2 protein-coding genes are annotated in these 1025 nt (G+C 56.2%); both read right to left on the reverse strand.

Annotated elements, in window-relative coordinates:
- The coding region (locus tag SJI19_RS24655) for a helix-turn-helix domain-containing protein (protein ID WP_323480870.1) at positions 1–432 on the reverse strand (432 nt) is incomplete at its 3' end.
- A 47-nt stretch (positions 433–479) separates the two neighbouring features.
- Positions 480–962 (reverse strand): transposase, encoded by a 483-nt coding sequence (locus SJI19_RS24660; protein WP_323480871.1) that lies wholly within the window; start codon positions 960–962, stop codon positions 480–482.
- Positions 963–1025 lie beyond the last annotated feature (63 nt).

Genomic DNA, 1025 nt, shown 5'->3' on the forward strand with positions numbered 1-1025 from the left:
CACCAGATACAGGTAATACCAAAGACCTTTCACCACCGACGGCAGGAAGGTAATATCCCAGGTGTAGACCTGATTCGGGCCCGTCGCTTTCCAGGTCGTCACAGGACGGGCCTGGTGACTGGTCTGTTGCCGCCCTCGGCGATGTACCTCGCCGTGGCGCCGCAGCACCCGGTAAAAAGTCGATTCACTGGCCAGATAAATCCCTTCATCCGCCAGGCGCGGCACGATCTGCGACGGCGGTAGGCTGGCATAGCCTGGTCGATGACATACCGCCAGTATCTGCTGCTCTTCCTCTGCCGTTAACCGGTTGTCAGGCGTGGGTCTGATGGCACCAGGCCGTCCATCTTCCGCATGCTTCTGCCATCGCCGCCAGCTCCGTTCGCTCAGATTGATTTCCTTCAGCGCGACTAATAGCCTGGCACCATTGGCCATAGCCTCTCGCACATAGCCGATAAGCGTTTGGCGCTCGAGGGCTGGCGTCAGTCGTCCCCGTCCGCTTCCCCGTAATAATCCCGCAACCGCTTTCGCAGAACCAGTATCGCTGCCGCCTCCGCCAGAGCTTTTTCCTTACGGATCAGTTCTTTTTTTAACTGCTTGTTTTCTTTCTGGACCTGCTTGAGTGCCGCACGGTCATCCACCGGCGGCACCTGTAAAAAAGCCTGTTTCCACTGAGCAATTTGCTCTGGATATAAGCCTTTTTTTCGGCAGTACGCCGCGATGTCGGTCTCACTGAGTGTGGCGGTCTCGATAATCACCGCCAGGCGGGCTTGCGCCGGCCACTGTTCACTGTTTTTATCTGCACCCGGCACCGGTTTCCCCTCTGCTTTTGCCTGACTACGCCAGTTATAGAGAGTAGCTTCCGATATCCCTTCCATTTGCGCAACTGCAGAGACCGTCATGTTGTACGGAGGAAGTAATTTGGCCAGTGTGGCGGCCTTTCGTTCCGGTGAAATGCGTTTCATATAATGTCCCCATCGCCCCATTAGAGTTTTTGATGGGGGTGTCATCTATCCTGACACTGGGGG

This window comes from Acerihabitans sp. TG2 (genome assembly GCF_035013185.1).
Classification (GTDB): domain Bacteria; phylum Pseudomonadota; class Gammaproteobacteria; order Enterobacterales; family Enterobacteriaceae; genus Acerihabitans.

What these genes read in the sequence shown, in the direction of transcription:
- SJI19_RS24660 (WP_323480871.1), bottom strand. Translation starts at nt 962, where the DNA reads ATGAAACGCATTTCACCGGAACGAAAGGCCGCCACACTGGCCAAATTA.